The sequence below is a fragment of the Patulibacter sp. genome (assembly GCF_030655195.1).
Taxonomy (GTDB): domain Bacteria; phylum Actinomycetota; class Thermoleophilia; order Solirubrobacterales; family Solirubrobacteraceae; genus Patulibacter.
This window is the reverse complement of the sequence record NZ_JAURWA010000191.1, coordinates 1-20,871: the sequence shown is the minus strand read 5'-3', so window position 1 is coordinate 20,871 and position 20,871 is coordinate 1. Positions and strand designations below refer to the sequence as shown.

Genomic DNA, 20,871 nt, shown 5'->3' with positions numbered 1-20,871 from the left:
CCGTCCCCGTCGGCGGCGCGCCGCCCGGCTGCGATCCGCCGCCCGCTCCTCCCCCGCCCGTCGGACCCGCGCCGCCATCGATCCCGGTGCCGCCGCCCGTGGGCGGCGCCACGGGCCGGGCCCGCTCCACGAGCGTCCAGGTGCTGAGACCGGTGGCCAGCACGCGCAGCTCGGCGTCGCCGCCGTCGACCGTCCGCCGGGTGGCGATGCACGGGTCGGGCGTCGCGGACCCGGCCGACCCGGTGCAGTCGGCGACGAACTCGCCGTCGCGCAGCACGGACAACCGCTCGAGCGCTGACCCGGCGGGCAACGCTCCGGCGTCGATCGTGAACGTCACGGTGATCGGGTCGGCCACCGTCCCGCGGACCGGTGCGGCACCGTCCTGCTTACGGGCCGTGATGACGAGCTGCGGCCCGAACACGGTGTAGGCGTCCGTGCCGACGGCGGCGGAGGCCTCGCGCGTCAGCGTCACCTCGCCGGCCTGCGGCAGGGTGACGGCCGCGGTGACCGGGGTCGATGCCGACGGCGCCGCCCCGGGGTCCGACATGAACGCGTCGCCCCGTTCTACGAGCCCTCGGGCCGTGGAGCTCGGGGCGGTCCGCAGGACCGTCCACGACCGCGTCGCCGCGGGCTCGGGCCGACCGAAGGCGCGCACGGCGAACTGGTGCGGCCCGTCGGAGACGTCCGTCACCACGAACGGCGACTGGCAGGCCTCGTACACGCCGGAGTCCAGGGCGCACTCGTACCCCCGGTACGGGCCGTCGGCCCGGAAGGCGAACCTCGCGTCCGTCGCATTGCTCGTCGCACCGGCGGCGGGCCCCGAGGTGATGATCATCCGACCGGTCGGCACAGGCCCGGTGAGGTGGCCGTCCACGCCCTCGGCCGCCCGGGCGACCGTCGGCGACAGCAGCGTCGCGGCGGCGAGGTCGCTCGTTCCGTCGTAGAAGACGCGGACGGGCGGGCTCTCCGACGTGGCGCGGCACGTGTCGAACTCGACCTTGTAGGGCCGCGTCGGCTCGATCGGCCCGATCACGTAGGAGCCGTCGGCGCTCGACACCGCCCCGCCGGCGCCGGAGACCGGCTCGCCGGTCGTCGGATCGACCGCCGTCACGCACGTCGAGGGTCGCGGCGACCCCGTCCCCGGGCCGGTGTAGAGCCGACCGCTGATGGACGTCCCGGGACGCATGACGAGGTCGGCGGCCGCACTCGACGCGCCGGCGGTGACGTCGACCTGACCACCGTCCACCGGGAGCTGACGGCGGTTGATGCCGCAGTCCTTGGCGGTGAGGTCGTAGCGCCCGGTGGCCAGCCCGGTGATCCGGTAGCCGTCGCCGGAGACCGTCGCGGACCCACGCGTCGCCAGGTCGCCGACGACGGGCGCGCCTCCGTCCGTCGCCACCTCGACGCACACCTGCGCCGGCACGGGGCCGCCGTCGGGTCCCGTGATCCGGCCGCTGAGCACGCCGCCGCGTTCGAGGCGCGTGTCGGCACCGGTGACCGGCGCGGCGACCGTCGGGTGGACCACCTGGGCGTCCGCGCGGCGTCGGCCGCCGCCGAGGTAGCGCGGCGTGAGGTCCTTCCCGCTGCCGCAGTCCTGGAACGACACGACGTAGCCGCCGGTCCGCTCCAGCAGACCCCGGATCGTGTAGCTGCCGTCAGCCGCCGTCCGCGTGCTGCCCCCGACGAAGCTCTCGCCCTCGTTGCCCGCCCCCGCGGGTCCGGCACCGACGCACACGCGGGCCGCCGGCGACGCGTCGGGCTCCACGCGGACCGTGCCGCCGATGGTCGTGCCGGTGGCGAGCGTCGCATCGACACCGGTCCGCACGTCGTCCTCGGCGAGCACCACGATGGTCGACCGCGACGGAACCCGACCACTCCCGAAGTACTGCCCGACGTCGCTGCGGCCGGAGCCCTCGCAGTTCTGGAAGGACACCACGTACGAGTCGGCGGCCATGTTCGTCAGCGCGTACCGCCCGTCGATACCGGTCCTGGCACTGACGGGGAAGCGCAGCGTGGACGTCGAGGTGGTCCTGGCCGTGACGCAGACGTCACCGGTGGTGATCGGCGCACCCGCTGCGTCCCGGACGGTGCCGCTCACGGTGGCGGGGGCCGCCGCCGCGACGGCGGGCGCGCCCATGAGGAAGGCGACCGCCACGGCCGCCCCGAGTCCACGGCGAGTGGCACGGCGTCGCGCCGGCGTCGCCGGGGTCGAGGCCCGGTGCGCCGTCGTCGTGCCTGGGTCCTGCGTCATAGGTGGGTGCGCCTCCTGGTGCCTGGGGGCGCGGGCGCCCGGTGTCCGACGCCGGTTTGGTGGGAGCGGCGTGATGACCCCGTGGGACGACGGGAATGCGGCATCAAAGCACGCGGCTGGGCGTCCATCGCGGCTAGAACGACCGACGCCCCCGCGGTTGCGGGGGCGTCGGGTCCTGCTGGGGCGCCGCCGGCCGGCGGCGCTCCGGTGCTAGTTCTTCTTGGAGCGCTTGACCGACTCGACGGAGCGGACCTTGTCGCGCTTGCCGGCGCGGGCCTTGTCCTTGCCGGCGCCGCCGACGATCGTGTCGACCTTGCCGTTGACGGACGAGATGTAGTCCTTGCCGCTGCCGGCGGAGACGTACGTCTTGACCTTGCCGGCGTAGAGCTTGTCGTTGCCGGTGGAGCCGTAGAGCTTGGTCGACTTGCCGGTGCCGCCCTTGAGCAGGTCGTTGCCCGAGCCGCCGTTGAGGCTGGCCGTGCCCTTGCCGCCGTAGAGCTTGTCGGCGCCGGCGCCGGAGTTGACCGTCAGCTTGCCGATGCCGCCGCGGATCGTGTCCTTGCCGGAGCCGGACGTGATGCGGAAGCCGGTGTAGCTCGTGGCCGCGCGCGTCGCGGCACGGGACGAGGTGACCGTGCCGCTGGGCAGCGTGATCGAGTTGCTGCCGCCGCCCAGGTTGTAGACGCTCGTGCCGGTGCCGGCGCCGGAGCCCGTGACACGGATGACGTCGCTGCCGGCGCCCGTGACGACGGTGCTGCCGCCCGTGTCCTGGAAGGAGAGGGTGACGTTGCCGCCGCCCGTGGCGTTGAAGTTCAGGCGCGCGGCGCCGAACGTCGCCGTGACCGGGGCGGTGCCCGTGACCGACACGGCGATGTTGCCGCTGCCGCCGGTGATCGAGACCGGGACGGTCGCGTTGATGATGACCTTGGTCGCGCCTTCCGGGATCGAGATCGTGGTGGCGCCGGCGCCGTAGACCAGCGTGCCGTCGGGCGTGACGACGGGCGTGTTCGGGTTCGCCGGGGTCGTCGGCGTGGTGGGCGTCGTCGGGGTGGTCGGCGTCGTCGGCGTGGTGGGCGTCGTCGTGCCCGGGTTGTAGGGGTTGTACGGGTCGTACGGCGACTGCGCGTTCGCGACGGCGGCGGCGGAACCACCGGCGGCGAGCGTGATGACGGACGCGGTGACGAGGAATTTTTTGTTCACGAGGGGCTCCAGGAGGACGCGGTCACGCGTCCTGCGGTCGGTGGCACTGGATCGGGCGAACGACGATCGCCCGATGGTGAGGTCTGATGGGTGTACGTCCGCCCGGGAGATTTTCTGACAAGCGGATGGAAACGGTGTCAACCGTCCGTCCAGAAGGTGTCAGGAGACGTCCCAGACGTAGCTGGTGGCCTTGCCCGCGATCCCACGGACGCCCGTGACGCCGGCGCGCGGAACCTTGACCGTCGCGACGCCGTTGAGCGGCAGCCCGCGCTTGCGCACGACGCTGACCCAGCGCCCATTTCGGCGGACCTGGATCGTCGTCGTGCCGGCGGAGGGCGTCCGGAACCAGACGTTCATCCGCTTGGCGCTGCGCCCGGTGACGAGGAGCGGGAACCGGAACGCGCGGGCGTCCGCCTTGCGACGCCCCGACCGGTAGAAGATCCCCGACTGGTACGAGTCGAAGAACTGCTCGCCCTTCGTGTACGCGTCGTCGCGCATCAGGTACCAGTAGACCACCGGGACGCCCACGCGCCACAGGCGCCAGAACGCCTCGCTGATGTAGCGGGCACGGGTGTCGAACGAGATGCCGTCGGGGTCCGGCGCGGTCTCCCAATGCAGCTCGGTGACCCAGAGTTCGGGTCGCTTGGGCCCCACGGTGCCGGCCCGCTGGGCGGCGAGGATCAGCGTCTGCAGCCGTGAGACGTCGGGGATCGTGATGTCGTCGGAGTCGCGCGCCGGCTGGCTGGGCTTGTTGACCGTGTACGGGTGGATGGCCAGCGCGTCGACGGACGTGACGTCGCCGCACGTCTTGTCCAGCCGCTCGTCGAGGCACAGCATCGTGCGGAGGAAGAGCGCCGGGCGCGTGCGCATCGGGTTCGTCCCGGGATCGCCGTAGGGCGCGAGGCCCGCGGCGACCACGGTCGCGTCGGGCTGCACGCTCTTGACGCCCGCGTACCCGGCGTTGACCAGCTCGCGGAAGCGCGTCGGGGCGAACGGCTTGCCGTTCTCGTACTGCGGGGCGAGGTACAGCCGCAGGTTCGGCTCGTTCCACACCTGGAACTGGGCCACCCGGGGCAGGGTGGCGCCCGGCTGCTGCGGATCGGGAAAGCGCCCGGAGTACCGCTCTGCCAACGCGCGCATGAACGCGCCGAACGCGGCGACGTCGGGCTTCCAGGCACTGGCGTTGACGCCCTTCGGGCGCCCCGGCTCGGTGGCCCACGCAGGAGCGCCCGTGACGCTGAGCATCGGAGCGAGGCCGCGGGCCGTCGTGCTGCGGACCTGCGCGTCGAGGTTGTCGAACCGGTACCCGGCCCACGCGGCGGATCCGGCGACGTCGGCCGGCGGCGCGGACGGCGCCACCGAGCCCCAGGAGAACGCCAGGCGGAGACGCGACGCCCCGACGGACGCCGCGCGACCGACCCACGTGTCGCGGTCGGGGCCGGAGAGCGCCGACGAGTCGACGAACGCGGTGTCGAACGTCGCCGGCGCGGCCGCCGCGGGTGCCGCGGTCACAGCCCCGACGCAGGCGGCCAGCAACGCCACCAGGCGAGTGCGCCTCATGCCGAGCGGCGGCGCACGACCGCGACACCGACGGCGGCGATCAGGACGGCCACGAGCGCCACCCAGAGCTTCGCCGGACCGAAGTCCGACCCGAGGCTCGCCGCCACCGTCGTCGCGACGGGCGACTCGTCGCTCGACCGGCCGGTGGTCGAGGGCGACGACGTGCCGCCGTCGGCGCCCGACCCCGCCGAACCGCCGCCGGAGCCTCGCGAACCGTCACCGGAGCCTCGCGCGGCACCGGACGCCGCGTCGCCGGCCGACCGGCCGCCTCCGCCGTTCGCGTCGCCCGAGCCGTCCCCGGCCGCGGCATCCGAGCCGTTCGCGGGCGCTCCGCCATCGGACGTTCCGGAACCCGATGCCGTCCCCGAACCGGACGACCCGTCGTCGGCGGCCCCTGCGGCGCCGAGCACCTCGGCGAGCTGCTTGCCGTCCTCGCCCTGCGACTCGAGCGCCTTGCGCTCCTTCGCGCTGGGCTTCTTCGCCGATCCGCCCGCGGGGATGTTCTCGCGGTACTGATCGATCGCGGAGCCGCTGTCGGCGGCCACCGCGGGGACGGCGGACGCGAGACAGAGGACGGCGGAGACGGACAGAGCGGCGAGGAAGCGCACGTTGTCTCTTACGGCTCACGGCAGCGGAACCTGACACCGGCCGACGGGACGTCAGGAACGACGTGCATGGCGCGTACCTAGTCCTGATGTCCTCCGTCGTCACGCCGCGCAGCGCGCTCGGCGCCACGTTCCCCCGACTCGCGCTGCCCGTCGGCGGGTTCCTGGCCGGTGCCGGGCCCGTCGCCATCCTGGGCTTCAGCGGGGGCGGTTATCAGGTCTCCGTCGTGGCCGGCTACGGCGTCGTGCTCTGGTGGCTGCTGCTCGTCGGGATCCTCAGCGGCGCGGTGCCGCGCCCCCGTGCGGCCGCTTCGGGCGTCGCGATGCTCGGGGCGACAACCGCGCTCGCCGTGTTCGGGGCCATCTCGCTGGGGTGGAGCGGGAGCAGCGAGCGGGGGCTGACCGAGGTCGTCCGCCTGGTCGTGTTCGGGGGCTCGCTGCTGCTGGGCATGGTCGCCGTAGCGGGGGGCCAGGTCCGCGCGCTCGTGGGCGGCGTGTTGACCGGCCTGGTGCTGATCGCCGGCGCCGGGGTGCTCTCCCGGCTGCAGCCCGACCTGTTCTCCGGCTCCCAGGCCATCGCCGACGGGCTCGGCGTCCGGGAGCGCCTCTCGTGGCCGCTGAACTACTGGAACGGGATGGGGGCGGTCAGCGCCCTCGCGCTCCCGCTCGGCGTCGCCGTGGCCGTGCGGGCCAGGACGTCCTGGACGAGCGCCCTGGCCGCGGCGGGCCTCCCCCTGGCGGCGCTCGCCCTGGTCATGACCCTCTCCCGCGGCGGCGTCGCCGCCGCGCTCGTCGGTCTCGTGGTCCTCGTGCTGGCCGTCTCGCCACGGCTCGTCGTACTGCGGACGATGGTGGCGCCGGCCGTCGGCTCCGCGGTCCTCATCGCCGCGATGCTGAGCAGCGCGGCCCTGCGTGACGCCAACGGCGACGCCGCGCAGGCGTCGGCGGGTCAGGACCTGCTCCCGCTGATCCTGCTGGTGGTCCTCGGCGTCGCGCTGGTGCAGGCGGGGTGGCACCTCGCGGACCGCTCCCACTGGACCCCCCGCGCACCCCGGACGAGCCGTCGCGCGGGGACGGTCGTCGCGGTCGGCGTGGTGCTCGTCCTGCTCGTCGGGGCCGTCGCGGCCGGCGCACCCGGGCGCATAGACGCGGGCTGGCAGTCCTTCAAGGACTCGGACGTCCGCGCACTGAACGCCAAGTCAGGGTCCGTCGACCGGCTCAGCGCCGTGAACGGGGCGGGACGCTACGAGGAGTGGTCCGGCGCCGTCCGCGCGTTCCGCGAGAACGCGGTCGGCGGCATCGGCCTCGGCGGCTGGGACGCCTGGTGGTCCCCGCGCCGCGTCACCTCCCCCCCGGTCCGCAACGCGCACTCCCAGCCGCTCGAGATCGCGGCCGAGCTGGGAGTGCTGGGCATCGGCCTGTTCCTGGTGCTCGTCCTCACCCCGATCGGCGCGGGGGTCCGCCGCATCGCGCGTGGTCGGCGCACGTCGCCGTACGCCGCCGTGGTGGTCCCCAGTCTCGCGGTCTTCGTGGTGTCCATCAGCGTCGACTGGAGCTGGCAGCTCAGCGCGATCCCCGTCGCCGTCGCGCTGCTCGCCGCCGCCGCGACGAGCCACGAGCGGGGCCGGTCGCCCGAAGGCCCCGCCGCCCCGGAGCGGTCCGGCACCGTCGGTCTGGTCACGCTCGTGACGGTCGCGGTGCTGGCGGTCGCCTCGATCGGCACGCTCGCCGTCGCGATGATCGCGCCCGAAGGGGTGGCCCGCAGCAGCGCCGCCGAGGCCTCCGGAGCGCTCGACGAGGCGGCCGCCGAGGCAAAGAAGACGAACGACGCGGCACCGTTCGCCCTCACCCCGCTCCTGCAGCGGGCGCTGGTCGAAGAACGCGCCGGCAACCTGGGCGCCGCGGCGGCCGCGGCGCGGTCCGCCACCACGCTCGAACCCCGCAACTGGCGGCCCTGGTTGGTGCTCGCGCGGATCGAGACGGCGCGCGATCGTCCCGCGGAGGCCGTCGCGGCGTATCGTCGGGCGAAGGCCCTGAACCCGCGGTCGCGGGTGGTGACGCCATGAACCCCCACGAGCCCCTGCCCGACGACGACCTCGACCGCGTGGCGGAGTGGGTGGCGCACCAGCGGCCCGCGCCGCCCGTCGAGCTCGAGCGCCGCGGGGCCGTGTTGGTCAGACTTGCGGTGCATGAACGCGCGACGCGCCACCGGGCGGGCGTGTTGCTGAGCACCGGGTCCGTCGCGCTCGTCGCCGCCGTGGCCATCGCCGTCCTCGGCGGGTAGCCCACCCGGTCGACACCTGCCGAGGGGGCGTGTCGCGATCGGTCACCGGTCGGGCATCGCCTGGCGCAGCCGGCGCAGGCTGCGCGAGAGGATCTGATGGACGTTGGCCTCGCTCAGCCCGGTCAGGCCGGCGATCTCCTTCGCCCGCAGCTCGCCGCCGAAGCGCAGCGCGATGACCTGCCGCTCGCGCTCGTCGAGTCCCGCGAGGGCATCCTCGAGCTCCGGGGTGATCCCGAGGACCGGGTGATCCCGCACCAGATGGGGCAACGCGTCGAGGTCGACGCCGTCGCCGGTCGACTCCGGACGTCGTCCGACGTAGCGGTAGTGATCGATCAGTGCGTTCTGCGCGATGGCCAGGAGCCACGTCGCGAGACCCGCTCGCGCCGGGTCGTATCGGTGAACGTTGCGCATGGCCCGCTCGAACGTCGTGGCCGTGAGGTCCTCGGCATCAGGGCCCGGTCGTAGTCGGAACGCGAAGAAGCCGTACACCCGGGGAAGGTGCTCCTCGTACATCCGGCCGAGATCGACGTCGCGGCGATTCGTCCCATGCGAGTTCGGCGCCACGAGCCCAGGAGTGTGCCGCAAAACGGCCAACGAATCTCATGAGCATGCGGGGGCGTGGTCCATTTGTCGAACGTCACAGAAGGCCCATTTGGGGACCGCGGCGATTCTGGGTAACATCGTTTCTATCTCTGACCTCAAAGAGGGTGCCTCGCCCCCGATCAGTTCCCGGTCTCCAGGAGAGGGAGCCCCGGCCCTGCAGGCCTCCCACTTTGGGCGAGGAGGCTTCTCCTCGCGCGTCCCCGCGGCCTGGCGCGTTCCCTCGAGTCGCGTGGTTCTCGACGTCGTCGTTCTCGTCGTCGCAGTTGCGGCCGCAGCCCTCGTGCTCGGACGACCACCGGCGGTGTGGCACGTCGTGTTCGGTTTCGTCGCGGTCGGCACGATGGCGGCGCGGGGCGCCTACGCCCGCCGGGTGGAGGACTCCCTCGTCGTGGTGCTCGCCCGCCACGTCCTGGTCAGCGCGCTCATCGCGACGATGGCCACGGTCACCGGTCGCGCCCTGATCGAGAACGAGGTGGCCCCCGCGCGTAACCTCGTGGTGGTCTTCATCGTCGCGACGGCCGCCCTCAGCGTCTCGCGGATCGCCTTCACCATGTACGACCGTCGGCGATACGCGGAAGGCGGCGCCACCACGAGGGCCCTCGTCGTCGGGACCGGACCCGACGCCCGACGGGCAGCTCACCGCCTGCTCCGTCGGCCCAACATCGGCCTGATGCCCATCGGCTACGTCGACGACGAGCACCGTCCGGAGCACGTGGTGGCCAGCGACGAGGGCCGTGCCCTGCCGATCCTCGGCGGCGTCGACGACTTCGACCGCCTCGTGGCCCAGCACCGGATCGACGCGCTGATCGTCACGTACCTGACGGGCGTCAACGCCGGATATCGCCTTAGCGAGCTGGTGGCCCGCGCCCACGAGCTGCGCCTGACCGTATTCCTCATCCCCCGGCTGCCCGAGGTCGTGAACACCCGCTCGCGCCGGCACCGCGTGGGCACGCTACCGATCGACGAGCTTCGCCCCGTCGATACCCGCTCGGGACTGTTCCGGGTGAAGTACTTCGTGGACCGCGTGCTGGGGTCGCTCGGGGTCGTGGCACTCGCCCCCGTACTGCTCACGCTGGCCCTGCTCGTACGCGCATCGTCTCCGGGACCGGTCCTCTACCGGCAGCGGCGGGTCGGGCTCGACGGCCGGGAGTTCGACATCCTCAAGTTCCGCTCCATGCGGGCCGAGGCGCCGAAGCCGCTCTCGGCGGCGCCGGAGTGGACGCCGGAGACCGGCATGGCGCCGGGCGGCGTCGAGGGCGAGGACCGCCGGACGTCGATCGGGAAGTTCTTGCGGTCCTCCAACCTCGACGAGCTGCCACAGCTCATCAACATCGCGAAGGGCGACATGTGTCTCGTGGGTCCTCGCCCGGAGCGCCCGGAGTTCGTCGAGCGGTTCGCCCGAGAGCTGCACATGTATGACGCCCGCCATCGCGTGAAGGCCGGCCTGACCGGCTGGGCCCAGGTGCACGGACTTCGGGGTCAGACCTCGATCGCCGAACGTGCCGAGTGGGACAATTACTACATCGAGAACTGGTCGTTCGCGCTGGACATCGCGATCATCGTTCGAACGGTCAAGACGTTTTTCCAGACGAGCGAGTGATTGTGGAAACCGGAAGCGAAGTCCCGAAGCTCCAGGCGCGCGCGCTCATCGTCCATGACTGGCTGCAGGGTCTACATGGTTCCGAGCGCGTTGTTTTGGCGATGCAGGATCTCTTTGAAGGCGGCGCCGACATCGCGACCTTCATGGCGGACTCGGACAACCTGCCCGAGTCCCTGAGCTCGCGAGTCACTCGGGTGTCGTGGCTGTCGCGTCTTCCCGGCTTGCGCCAGCGACATGGCAGTGGAGGGCGTTGGCGCTATCTCCTGCCGCTCATGCCGCTCTGGTTCAAGCGCGTACCAACACACGGATACGACGTCGTCATCAGTAGTTCGCACGCGTGTGCGATCGCGGTCAGGACTGACGCCGGTGTCCCCCATGTTGCCTATGTGCACACGCCGATTAGATATGTCTGGCTCGATGAACTGGATCAGCGCTTCAACGGTTTCCAGGCCCGAGCGGTACGGAGCCTACGCGGATGGATGCGCCGCATGGACTTGAAAGCATCGAAATCGCCTGACGTGCTGCTGGCGAACTCGACCACGGTGCAGCGCAGAATCACGGATATCTGGGGCCGCGAGTCCGACGTAGTTCACCCTCCGGTGCTGCTCGATTCGTCGTTCGAAGACCGAGACGACGGGCGCGCGCACGACCCTGACACCTTCGTCTGGATTCATCGGTTCGTCTCGTACAAGCGACCGCTCGAGGTGATGCGGGCTTTTGCAAAGTTGCCTGACACGAATCTGATCATGGTAGGCGTCGGCCCTCTCGCGGATCAAGTTGCCGAGGAGGCCTCGGCGAACGTGTCCGTCCGGGGCTGGATCGAGCGGGAGGAACTTGAGGACCTCCTCCGCTCCGCCGGCGGCTTCGTCCATGTCGGTCTCGAGGATTTCGGGATCAGCATGGTCGAAGCACTCGCAGCTGGAACGCCGGTCCTCGCTCTGAATTCTGGCGGGGCCACCGACATCGTCCGGCACGGAGTCGACGGAGTTCTCATTCCAGACGCGGACCCGAAAACGATCACCGACGCCGTCAACGTCATGCGGTCCACGGTTTGGGACGACGTGACGTTGCGCGCTCGGGCTGAACAGTTCAGCAAGTCGGTCTTCTTGAGCAAGATGCGCGCCGCGCTTGTAGAGCAGGGAGTCTCTTGAGCCCTGCAAAATCGCGGATCCGTGTCGGCGTCGTCGACCACCTGGCTCAGCTGAGCGGCGCTCAGCTAGCTATCACGCGACTGGCTGATCGAATGCGGTCGACACATGAATTCGTCTTCTGTTTCGGCGCAGACGGACCTCTTGTCGAGCGGGTCAGGTCCTCAGGGCATCTCTGCGTGATCGTCCCGCTTGGCTCGCTCGGCAGCCGCAAAATCGCGGACATCAGTCCCGCGGCGGATGCCGCGACGCACGGACGTGAGCTCTTGGCGACCGTCCACCGCACCGGCCGAGCGCTACGTCGTCACCGCGTGGACGTCGTGTACACCAACTCGCTGAAGGCGCATGTTTACGGGGGCATGGCCGCAAGGGCTCTGGGCCTGCCGTGGATCGCCCACATACGGGACATCCTCCAATCTCCCTACGTGACTCCGAGCGTGCGTCGCGGACTCCGTTTCTACTTCTCAGCCTTCCGCCCCAAGGCGGTCATTGCAAACTCACACGCGACTGCGGCCGCCGCACCCATCAACCGGCTGGCCCACGTCATCCCGAGCGGCATTGCCGATCAGAGGATCCAGACTCGTGCTGTTGATCAACGCGGTTCGACGCTTGGGCTGCTGGGCAGACTGGAGCCATGGAAGGGCCAACACGTCGCCGTCGAGGCGGTCGCGATGCTTCGGAACGAAGGTTTTGAGGTTCGCCTGCTCATCGGAGGTGACGCGGCGCATGGCGATCCCGCATACGCGGGTTCTCTGAAAGCACTTGCGACGACGCTTGGAGTCGACGATTCGGTCAAGTTCACCGGTTTCGAGACCGACCCGTACGCGTTCTTCTCCCGCTCCGACCTCGCCCTGCACACTTCGGTCTTGCCCGAGCCATTCGGACAGGTCATCGTCGAGGCGCTGGCCACCGGATGTCCCGTTGTTGCTTCGAACGAAGGGGGGCCCGTCGAGACGTTGAGGAACTCTGGAGCCGGCCTCTTGGTAGCCCCCGGACAGCCGCGGATCCTCGCCGACGCTATTCGCGCAGCGCTCTCTGACCCGGAGTCGTACGCCGAGATGTCACGGGCAGCCGTGATAAGAGCACGGGACTTCGCCATCTCGCGGGCGGCCACCGACACCGCGAGCGTCGTGAAGTCGGTCCTCTCCTAGCTCCATCCGCAGGTTCGTACGTGTGGATCCCGTTAGTGGCAAGCGGTCCGGCACCTCGGGAACGAAACCCCATATGGGATTCGCTCGTTCGTCAAGGCGCTTCGGAACGGATGAGTCCCGTGACGGGGTCGAACGCGCCGACAACGATGTCCTTCGCATCGCCGACTGCGAAACGCACAACTGCGTCGGCAATCGCTTCATGGCGCGTGTACATAGCGCGGACCCGTTCTTGGCCGGCACGCGCAATCCTCCGCCGCCGCTCATCGTCCGCGAGTAGCCCGAGGCAAAGGTCCGCGCATTCATCGGCGTCGGTCCAGAACAAGCCTTCTTTCCCGTCGTCGAAGAGGATCGAGTGGTCCTCGGTCCGCTGTGCGCACAGCACCGTCCCCAATGCCGGGATCTCGAGACTTCGCTGGGTGTGCAGGTCCCGGTTAGCAGCGGAAAGCAAACCGATTGCGATTTCCGCGCATTGGATCGCGTCGGAGTAGTCGCGCCCGTAGACACCGGGACCACGCCACGCCTTGGAGATCGCCGACCACTCGGGGGCGCGCTGCCAGCGGTTACCCCAGACGGAGATGGGGACGCCTCGCTGGAGCAAGCGTTCGATGAATTCGCCTCGGCCCATTTCCCACGAACCGATAAAGGAGACGCGCGCCTGGTACCGCGCGGTTACGTCTGGCGGAAGGATGCGGGGCGCATGCACCACTTCATCGAAGCCCCGGAACACCCGTAGGACCCGTTGCACGCCGTGGTCCACCGCGTCCGCAACCGTCGGTTCACGTACGACGATCATGGCGTCGTAGGCATTGCAAGCGCGAAGGAAAGTGGCCCATCTGCGTCCATCACGATTCCCGAACGGATCATCAACGTTGTAAGCGATCGACGGGACGCCCTCGCTGCGGCAGTAGTCGAGGACCGACCTATCGATCTCCGGTCCGTGAGATATCCACACTAGATCCAGCGACTCAACCCGCGCCTCACGGAGGGCAGCGATCAGACGAGCCCCGATGACCTTTGAAATGCCCCGATAGCCCGTCCGCCAATAGATGCGCTCTGGCCAGCGGCCCTGCGGGAACATCCGTGTCGTATCGATGGCAACCACGTCGTGGCCCACACGACGCAGCGCCTCGGCCCGCGCCAGAGCGTTGCTGCCGGGCGAAAGTTGACCAACGTAGGCAATCCGCATTTCGCAGGACGTTGGCAGATGTCAACCCCAGAGCCAAGACCGCCCTCTACTCCCAGACCGGCTGCATGCCGCTTGTAGGCGTGCGTACTCTGATCCGCCGGTAACATGCCTCTATCGCCGCGCCGCGGTAGCTGCATCGATGCACGTCTCGCCATACGACATCTGCGGCCTTCGATCCGCAAGCCCGGAGCCTGAATGATGGACGAAGTTGAGGCCCCCGGCGGGGGCGCAAACGAACGGCAACTCGGAATAGGAGGCGCCCTCGTGGTCCTGCGGCGGCGCTGGAGACTTTCCCTCCTCGTCATCGCGATTGTCGTCGCTGGCTCTCTGGCACGTTCTCTGTCGCAGGAGGCCTCATACGAGTCAAAGGCGAGCGTCTACCTGTCTCGGTCTAACGTCGCGGGCGGCCTGACTGGGACCGACGTCGGGAGCATCCAAGGCAACGATTTCGCGAGGCTCGCGCAGACGCAGGCCGCCATCGCGGGGTCCTCGACCGTTCGCATGCGGGCGCTTCAGATGGCCGGCATTCCCGCATCTGAGGCGGAGGACTTCAGGAAGAACTCCCAAGTGAGTTCGCAGAGCAACGCGGACATCCTCTCGTTCTCGGTCCGCGATGGGGACCCGGGTCGTGCTCAGTCGCTGACACGCGCCTACTCGGCGGCGTACATCTCCTACCGTCGCGAGTTGGACACTGCAGCGCTCCAGAACGCCTCGAAGGCGATTCGTATGCGGATCAGCGAGGAGTCGTCGAAGGAGAGGCCGGACCAGAATCTTCTCTCGAGCCTTCGCGTGAACCAGCAACGGCTGGACACTCTCGAAGCGCTGCAGACGGCGAACAGCTACACCGTGCGCCCGGCCAGCAACGCAGCCAAGGTCAGCCCTCAGCCCATTCAGACCGGCATCATCGCAGCCGTGCTGGGACTGTTCCTCGCGGCCGCGGCGGTAGCGCTGCGCGAGGCCCTCGACACGCGATTCAAGGACGCTGACCAGCTCAGCGACTACATGGGCCTGTCCCTGCTCGGCAGACTCGCCGCTCCGCCAAAGCAGTTTCGAGAGACGCGGCGTCTCGTGATGATGGATGCTCCGACCTCCGTCGACGGTGAGGTTTTTCGCGTCCTCAGAACAAACATCGACTTCGCGAATGTCGCAGCGCAGGCTCGGTGTCTCATGGTCATGAGCGCCGTCGAGAATGAAGGTAAGTCCACGACGATTGCGAACGTTGCCGTGACCGTCGCGAGGGCAGGCGCGAGCGTTGCGCTCGTTGATGCAGACCTACGAAGTCCGACGGTCCATCGCTTTTTTGACCTCCCGAATGGCGATGGGGTGACCCTCGTCGTCGCGGGGAAGTCCGTGCTTTCGGACGCGCTCGTTGGCATCGACTTGGATCACTCGGACCGGAGTTCAACCCGCCCCGCGTCGCCGGGTCCCCTGGTCGGCTCGCTGAACGTCCTGCCGGCGGGCCCTGCGCCACCTGACCCAGGGCTGTTTGTAGGCTCGGACGCGTTCCGCGACACCATTGCCGAGCTCTCGGCCGCGCATGACTTCGTGTTCATCGACACGCCGCCGGTTCTGCGAGTCGGCGACGCCCTCTCGCTCTCCCCCGCAGTCGGGGGCGTCCTGCTGGTGACGCGACTGAACCGCGCACGTCGGCCTCTAATGCACGAGCTACGACGGATTCTGCGGGCGACTAACACTCCAGTGCTCGGACTGATCGCCACAGACGCGGGATCCGAACTCCGGTCCAAGTACGGGTACGGGTACGGGTACGGGTACGGAAGCGCCGCCGCGGCCGAGACCATGCCGCCGAAAAGGTAACGCGCTAGAGATCTGTCCGAGTCGCCAAGCGGGCACGGCCGCGACGTTCCAGGAGATGGCGAAACCAATCGAAAGCAGCGACAGCCTTCTGGGCACTAGTAGCTCGGAGTCAACGCATCCTGTTTCGATCTGTCATGTGATCTCGCACGATGGTCGCGACGAACTCTGAGCGGGCCCGTGTTGGAGACGAGCGTGTCACCGACGACGACGACGGCATGGCCCAGGTCAGGTTCTACGCCGCAGGAGCATCGCGACACGAAAGGCCAGCAGCGCGCACCCCAACCCGTTCGAGACAGCAAACAGCGCTCCGACGGACGACAACTCGGGGTCCGAGCCGAGCAGGAAGATGCCAACTGAGAAGACGGCGGTCGAGAGTACCTCGCTCGGGGCGCTGAGCAACGGAACGCCGAAACCTCTCACGCTGTTGGCGAGCACGCGGCGGATCGCCAAGAAGACCGATGCGACGAGGAGCCATTGGGCAACAGGGACCCCCGCCCGGAAATCCTCGCCGAAGAGCAACGGCAGCAGGTAGCCGACGAGACCGATAAGCGGGAGCGCCACCGCCAATGTGAGGGCTGTTGTGGCTCCGGTGAACAGCACGAGCTTCGAGCTCTGCCTGGCTGGGTCGCGTTCGGCACTGATCGCCGGTGCCGCGATCAATCCAACCGTAGAGCCGAAAAACCTGGGCAAGTTAGCGAAAGCGGCTCCAGCCACGTAGTAGCCGAGTGCCGCAGGTGAAACCACGAGACCCACGAGGATCTGGTCCAACTTGAAGGCTTCAAGTGGCGAGAAATAGCCCGCGTAGCTGCGGATCGCAAACGCGCGCATCTGCCCTACCGACACCTGCGGCGGTTCGTTCCGAGCCGTAAGCAGTCGCCGCGCATAGACAGCGGCGACCGCGGCCGCGACCCCGTTCGCGAGGACCACCAACGCAGCAACCAATAGGAGCGATGCGTCGCCCGCCACGGCGGGGAACAACAGGAGAACCGCATACGCCACCGGGCTCATCAACCGGAGCACATTGACCAGCTGGAATCGCCCGACACCTTGAATCCCAGCCAAGCTGTACTCGGACATGAATGAGATGGGCACGCTCACGAGGGTCACTGCCCCGGCCGCGACCAACCCAGCTTCGCCCCCGCCGACCAGTGCGATGACAGCGACGACGTGCGCCAGCGTCAATACAGTGACTTGGACCAGGGCAGTCCGGCGTAGGAGCTGCGCTAGAGACCAAGCGCTCCCCGGAGCGCTCGCGACGAAGTGGCAAAAGGACAGCGAGACGCCGAGTGCGCCCACTTGGCATACGGATGACGGGATTACTGTCAGCAGCGCGAGGTAACCGCGATCGGTTGGTCCAAGTAGTCGGGCGGCGATGACCCCGCTGACGACCTGGACTGCTTGGGTTCCAAGCGCCACGGCGACTGCAACGAGGGTTGCGCGCCCGAGCGGTCCGCTTGCGCGACGCAACGCGACCTTCGCGAATGGAAGATCGGACAGGCGGGTTCTCACGGCCTGAAAGAGCGTACATTTCAGGCCGTGCGGATGACCTCGCCTCTTGCCGCGACGATCGCGCTCACGTGCACATTGTTCGCGGTGATCGGCGCGGTTGCAATAGCCACTTCACTGCCGAGTTCACCGAACGCGCCCGTCTACGTCCCTGTTGCGGCGCTCGGTGCGATGACGATCGGCGTTTTGGCGGTCCTGAGCCGGCGCGCAGATGCATTCTCGCCGCTTGGGCTCGTCACGATCTTCTACATCACGTCCTTCGTGCTGGGTCCGCTCTATTTCTTCAGCGCGGTTGCGGACACTCTGACGCCGCGCTACGACACTGCGTGGATTCCCGGGGCAGTTTGGATGGCCGCTGGCTCCTATCTCGTCTTCGTGGTTGGCTACCAGTTCGACGTCCTGCGTTTGGTGCTGCAGCCGCGGCTCCATAAGACGGTCCGGGGTGGCCGCCCTAATCGTCCGGCGGTGCGGGTGATCGCGGGTCTGTTCGCGGTCGGCTGGGTCGGTCGTCTCCTGTCGATCGCGAGCGGGAACTATTTTCATCTTGCGTCGGGAGAACGAACGGCCTCGAATTCCACAGGCTGGATCACGACTGCCGCCGATCTCCCCACCCTTGCCACGGCGATGATGGCGATCTGGCTCCTCCGTACGCCGAAGGCAGACCGCTCGCTGCCGTTGGTGGCTGCAGCGGCATGCTCCGTTGCGATCGAAGTCGTGTGGGCCATTCCGAGCGGATCACGATCAGCGTTCTTGACGGTCGCGATGATGCTGACCATTGTCTTTTATTATTCGCGCGGACGGCTCCCCTCTAAGGTCCTTCTACTCGCCGTCGCTGCAGTAGCCGTTGTGGTGGTCTTTCCGTTGTTGGCGGAATACCGTCGCGTTCAGGCAACCGGGGTCACGGTCGGATCCGCGTTGGCTCAAAGCGCCCGGCAGATCGGTGAGCAGTCGCCTTCTGAGGCCCTCTCCGCTGGGTTCGAAACGACAATCTCGCGGTTCTCGTCAGTTACGTCGGTTGCCGCCGCTTTGAACGCCGGAAGGACGCTGATTGGCCCGGACGGAAAGAAGACCTACCTCTGGCTCCCTGCTCAGATCACGCCGCGAGCGGTCTGGCCTGGAAAGCCAGACCCGGGAAAGTTCGGCAATACGTTCGGTCGGGCCTATGGAATCAACGGGGATCGGGACTACTCGACCGGAATCCCGGTCCCGCATTTCTTGGAAGCTTGGTTTGCAGCTGGCTGGATGGGGCTGTTTCCGATCATGCTGCTGGTCGGTGTTGCGTTCCGCGCCATCGATACGGTCATGAGTAATCGGCGCACGTCGCCGGAGATGCTGGCCACCTACGCGTGGCTTGCTTGGCCGCTGGTGAACGCACAAGAATCGATCATCGCGAACAGCACAGCTTCGGTGATGAAGTCGGCCGTAACGGCTGCCGTACTCATTCTGGTCCTCAGGAAGGTGCCACTCACAGGGGACCTGATTTCAAGAAAGCCGGCTGACGATCGCTTGATCTCAGGACCGCGGCGAAGCCCGGCGCTCTGAACGGCCCACTGGCAAGGGCGGGTGCTCATTGGCCGCGGTCGTGAGCACCTGCTCGATCTCGGCGCTGACGCGGGGCCAAGCGAAATGCTCCGCCCACGCTCGGGCGCCCTCGCGCCAGACATCTCGGTCCGTTTGGAGGATGCGAATCAGCCCGTTTGCAACCTCTTCGACCGAACTGCTGTCGACAAGCAGCCCGGAAACACCGTGCTCGACCGCGTCTCGCGCTCCGCCGACGCTTCCTGCCAGCGTCGGCACACCCCTCGACGCCGCCTCGAGGAACACGATGCCGAAACCCTCGCCGCCTTCGCCAGGCGGTATCCGGTTTGGCATCGCAAAGACTGCCGCTGTTTCCAGTAGTTCGTCGCGTTGATCGTCATCGACCCCCCCGGCGAACGAGACTACGTCAGAGACGCCCAGTTGCTCTGCGACCGCCTCGAGCATCGACCGCAAACGTCCCCGTCCGACGATCACGAGGTGCGCATCTGTGACTCTGGCACGGACTGCTGGAAGCGCCCGGATCAAGAAGTCGATGCCCTTGTGTTCGTCATCGAGACGGCAGACCGTCAGGATCATGTTGGGGTCGGTCCGCCCGCCGGACCCAGCAGGTTCAGTGACGTCAACGCCGGGCGGGATGCGATGAACGCGGAATGGAAGTGCGCCTCTCTCGATGACGAGCTGCTCGGTGTATCGACTCACCGCGATCACCGCTGATGCACGCGGCAGGAAGAATTTCGCGAGCCACTCCCTGTAGAGCAGCTCTTTCGCGTGGGCGTACAGAACCCAGGGTCTACGACTAGCGGCCGCGCCAGGAGCCACCACGACGTGGCCCGCGATGACAAGGTCGTATCTCGCCTTGACGGCGAGGCCTACGCAGGCGGCGTTCAAGGCCATCACCTGGCCGCTCGCCGGTCCAAGCAGGGGCGGCAGCCGCCTGATCGTTCCCGGATACATTGCATCGCCCGCGCGGTCGCCGTGGAACGTCAGGACATCCATCTGCACGCGGTTTTGGTGTTTAACCACGCCTGCGCACAGCGTCGAGATGCCCCCAACCCGCGGCGCGAAGTCGGGAGTCACCAGCAGCGCTCTAATCAAGACCCCTCCTCTTGCTTGGCACCCAGAGCAACGAGGTGCCCGGTCGGACGCGCGTCACCCGCCCGCGGCGCAGGACGTTTCATCCGGAGGAACTGTTTTTCGACTACTGCGTAGCTCGCGACCGCCGCGACGATCGTCAGTGGCATTGACCAAATTCCGGGGACCCACTGTGCGATCGGGTAATTCCACAAGTATGCGCCATACGAGATTGTCCCAAGTTGTTGCAGAGGCACGAAATGGAGGATGCTGATCGAGTTGGGTCCAGTTGCGTTGGCGATGAGCGCCGTGGCTCCGATCGCCACGGCCGGTACGACCACCACATAAGACGAGATATGTCCCTTCGCGTCCGGCAGCAGGGAGATCCCGATCATGCCGAGCAGTGCCGCCCACGCAACGCCCGCTCCGACGACTTGACGCTTATCGCTTACGGCCAACGCTCCACCGGCCAAGAGCGTGACGGTCCACGTGGTAGGCCACGTGTAGATCGAACTGGGGACGTCCCGGAGGAACGCCACGAATGCAGTGAGCAGTAGAAGCACCAGCCCAGCCACCACTCCGAGGTACGCGAACCTCGTGATGCTGGATCTGTAACGCTTCGTCGCCCAAATGATGACGAACGGCCACACGAGGTAGAATTGTTCTTCGATAGCGAGTGTCCAAAGGTGCGTGAGCTCTCGATATTGACTCAACGGCCAACCGGGTATATCCGACGTGTAGGTCAGCGCAGTCACGAGACTTGCGAACACGTCAGGCTGATAGTTCAATGGTTTCGCAGTGCTCGCCACGACCGCAACTACCACAACTACTACGACCAAGGCGGGGACCAGCCGGAGAGCCCGGTTCAAATAGAAGCGTCGAAGTGACAACCGCTGGAGCGTCGCGTCGCGAACTAGTATCCCCGTGATCAGGAAGCCGCTCAGGACGAAAAACAACTCGACGCCTACGAAGCCGCCCGCGCCGAACGTGTCTGGAAAGGCGTGCCTGAGAAGGACAAGCCCGATGGCTATACCGCGAATCGCATCAAGCGTCAGAACACGGTTGACGGTTTCCGAAGCGCCGCCGCTTTCAACAGCTCTCACACTCTCGTTCATGCTTGTCGCCCGCGTTTCGGAGTCGCGGGCTCCCGCGAGGCGCGTCCCATGCCCTCGTAGCGCAGGCCGGCGGCGGCGGCCTTCGCGCCGTCCAGGGCGTTGCGCCCGTCGACCAGCACGTCCCCGGCCATCGCCTCGGCGACCGCCGACAGGTCGAGGTCCCGGAACTCCTGCCACTCCGTCACCAGCACCACCGCGTCGGCGTCCTTGACCGCACCCAGCGCGTCGTCCGCCAGC

At 68.2% G+C, this 20,871-nt stretch carries 17 protein-coding genes; 7 read left to right on the top strand and 10 right to left on the bottom strand.

Going from position 1 to position 20,871, the window contains the following annotated elements; all coding sequences use genetic code 11:
* The 4 genes from Q7T67_RS20375 to Q7T67_RS20360 form a co-directional block, all read right to left on the bottom strand.
* The coding region (locus Q7T67_RS20375; RefSeq protein WP_304794327.1) for a carboxypeptidase-like regulatory domain-containing protein at positions 1-2,155 on the bottom strand (2,155 nt) is incomplete at its 3' end.
* Positions 2,156-2,461: 306 nt separating this feature from the next.
* Positions 2,462-3,451 (bottom strand): calcium-binding protein, encoded by a 990-nt coding sequence (locus Q7T67_RS20370; protein ID WP_304794324.1) that lies wholly within the window; start codon positions 3,449-3,451, stop codon positions 2,462-2,464.
* Positions 3,452-3,610: 159 nt separating this feature from the next.
* Positions 3,611-5,011, bottom strand: a complete 1,401-nt coding sequence (locus Q7T67_RS20365) for a hypothetical protein (RefSeq protein WP_304794321.1) — start codon at positions 5,009-5,011, stop codon at positions 3,611-3,613.
* The gene (locus Q7T67_RS20360; protein ID WP_304794318.1) at positions 5,008-5,619 is read right to left on the bottom strand and encodes a hypothetical protein; all 612 of its coding nucleotides are present in this window, start codon (positions 5,617-5,619) and stop codon (positions 5,008-5,010) included. The genes Q7T67_RS20365 and Q7T67_RS20360 overlap by 4 nt, the downstream gene beginning before the upstream one ends.
* Before the next feature lie 86 nt (positions 5,620-5,705).
* On the opposite strand from Q7T67_RS20360, the gene Q7T67_RS20355 reads away from it, so the two are divergent.
* Complete coding sequence (locus Q7T67_RS20355; protein WP_304794315.1) at positions 5,706-7,682, top strand: O-antigen ligase family protein; 1,977 nt, start codon at positions 5,706-5,708, stop codon at positions 7,680-7,682.
* On the top strand, positions 7,679-7,900 hold the full coding sequence (locus tag Q7T67_RS20350; protein ID WP_304794312.1) for a hypothetical protein: 222 nt from the start codon (positions 7,679-7,681) through the stop codon (positions 7,898-7,900). Before Q7T67_RS20355 ends, Q7T67_RS20350 begins: the two co-directional genes overlap by 4 nt.
* A 42-nt stretch (positions 7,901-7,942) precedes the next feature.
* Here Q7T67_RS20350 and Q7T67_RS20345 read toward each other — a convergent pair whose 3' ends face one another.
* A complete protein-coding gene (locus tag Q7T67_RS20345; protein ID WP_304794309.1) occupies positions 7,943-8,464 on the bottom strand; it encodes an RNA polymerase sigma factor in 522 nt (173 codons plus the stop codon).
* Positions 8,465-8,732: 268 nt separating this feature from the next.
* Between Q7T67_RS20345 and Q7T67_RS20340 the strand changes: the two genes are divergently transcribed.
* Genes Q7T67_RS20340 through Q7T67_RS20330 form a run of 3 tightly spaced genes read left to right on the top strand, consistent with a single transcriptional unit; the run spans position 8,733 to position 12,402 of the window.
* The gene (locus Q7T67_RS20340; RefSeq protein WP_304794306.1) at positions 8,733-10,103 is read left to right on the top strand and encodes a sugar transferase; all 1,371 of its coding nucleotides are present in this window, start codon (positions 8,733-8,735) and stop codon (positions 10,101-10,103) included.
* Entirely contained in the window at positions 10,100-11,254 is a 1,155-nt protein-coding gene (locus tag Q7T67_RS20335) for a glycosyltransferase (protein WP_304794303.1), read from the top strand. The genes Q7T67_RS20340 and Q7T67_RS20335 overlap by 4 nt, the downstream gene beginning before the upstream one ends.
* Complete coding sequence (locus tag Q7T67_RS20330; RefSeq protein WP_304794300.1) at positions 11,251-12,402, top strand: glycosyltransferase family 4 protein; 1,152 nt, start codon at positions 11,251-11,253, stop codon at positions 12,400-12,402. Before Q7T67_RS20335 ends, Q7T67_RS20330 begins: the two co-directional genes overlap by 4 nt.
* A gap of 91 nt (positions 12,403-12,493) precedes the next feature.
* Here the strand turns inward: Q7T67_RS20330 and Q7T67_RS20325 are convergent, their stop codons facing one another.
* Positions 12,494-13,588 carry a glycosyltransferase gene (locus tag Q7T67_RS20325; RefSeq protein WP_304794297.1) on the bottom strand — a complete coding sequence of 365 codons (1,095 nt, stop codon included), beginning with the start codon at positions 13,586-13,588 and terminating at the stop codon, positions 12,494-12,496.
* Positions 13,589-13,786: 198 nt separating this feature from the next.
* Between Q7T67_RS20325 and Q7T67_RS20320 the strand changes: the two genes are divergently transcribed.
* A complete protein-coding gene (locus Q7T67_RS20320; protein ID WP_304794295.1) occupies positions 13,787-15,403 on the top strand; it encodes a tyrosine-protein kinase domain-containing protein in 1,617 nt (538 codons plus the stop codon).
* A gap of 225 nt (positions 15,404-15,628) precedes the next feature.
* Here the strand turns inward: Q7T67_RS20320 and Q7T67_RS20315 are convergent, their stop codons facing one another.
* On the bottom strand, positions 15,629-16,819 hold the full coding sequence (locus Q7T67_RS20315) for a lipopolysaccharide biosynthesis protein (protein ID WP_304794329.1): 1,191 nt from the start codon (positions 16,817-16,819) through the stop codon (positions 15,629-15,631).
* Here Q7T67_RS20315 and Q7T67_RS20310 point away from each other — a divergent pair.
* Positions 16,802-18,451: a hypothetical protein gene (locus Q7T67_RS20310; RefSeq protein WP_304794332.1), complete on the top strand. Its 1,650-nt coding sequence runs from the start codon at positions 16,802-16,804 to the stop codon at positions 18,449-18,451. The two genes, Q7T67_RS20315 and Q7T67_RS20310, sit on opposite strands and share 18 nt — an antisense overlap.
* Here Q7T67_RS20310 and Q7T67_RS20305 read toward each other — a convergent pair.
* The 3 genes from Q7T67_RS20305 to Q7T67_RS20295 all read right to left on the bottom strand — a co-directional run.
* Positions 18,422-19,525 (bottom strand): glycosyltransferase family 4 protein, encoded by a 1,104-nt coding sequence (locus tag Q7T67_RS20305; RefSeq protein WP_304794292.1) that lies wholly within the window; start codon positions 19,523-19,525, stop codon positions 18,422-18,424. The two genes, Q7T67_RS20310 and Q7T67_RS20305, sit on opposite strands and share 30 nt — an antisense overlap.
* A gap of 14 nt (positions 19,526-19,539) precedes the next feature.
* The gene (locus tag Q7T67_RS20300; protein ID WP_304794289.1) at positions 19,540-20,634 is read right to left on the bottom strand and encodes an acyltransferase; all 1,095 of its coding nucleotides are present in this window, start codon (positions 20,632-20,634) and stop codon (positions 19,540-19,542) included.
* On the bottom strand, positions 20,631-20,871 hold a 241-nt coding region (locus Q7T67_RS20295), incomplete at its 5' end, for a UDP binding domain-containing protein (RefSeq protein ID WP_304794286.1). The genes Q7T67_RS20300 and Q7T67_RS20295, both read right to left, overlap by 4 nt.